This is a genomic window from Streptomyces sp. SID12501 (assembly GCF_010550245.1).
Classification (GTDB): Bacteria; Actinomycetota; Actinomycetes; order Streptomycetales; family Streptomycetaceae; genus Streptomyces.
This window is the reverse complement of the sequence record NZ_JAAGLU010000452.1, coordinates 1-504: the sequence shown is the minus strand read 5'-3', so window position 1 is coordinate 504 and position 504 is coordinate 1. Positions and strand designations below refer to the sequence as shown.

The following is a 504-nucleotide window of genomic DNA, read 5'->3' as shown; positions in this document are numbered from 1 at the left end:
CGGCCTCGATGGCCGCGTGCAGCGCGTCGACGTCCTCGCGGTACTCGCCGCCGGCGGTCCAGTCGACGTACTGCACGTGCCAGCCGTACGACTCGTAGCGCTTGAGCACGTCCTCGGTGAACGCGATCTGCGTGTCGCCCTCGATCGAGATGTGGTTGTCGTCCCACAGCACGACGAGGTTGCCGAGCTCCTGCGTGCCGGCGATCGACGAGGCCTCGCTCGTCACGCCCTCCTGCAGGTCGCCGTCCGAGGCGATGACGTACACGAAGTGGTCGAACGGGCTGGTGCCCGGCGCCGCCTCGGGGTCGAGCAGGCCGCGCTCGCGGCGGGCCGCCATCGCGAAGCCGACCGAGGACGCGAGGCCCTGGCCCAGCGGGCCGGTCGTGATCTCGACGCCGGCCGTGTGGCGGTACTCGGGGTGGCCGGGGGTCTTCGAGCCCCACGTGCGCAGCGCCTCGAGGTCCTCGAGCTCCAGGCCGAACCCGGCCAGGTAGAGCTGGATGT

At 71.6% G+C, this 504-nt stretch carries 1 pseudogene; it reads right to left on the bottom strand.

Going from position 1 to position 504, the window contains the following annotated elements:
* A pseudogene (locus G3I71_RS46730) lies at positions 1-504 on the bottom strand (transketolase); the annotation flags it as partial.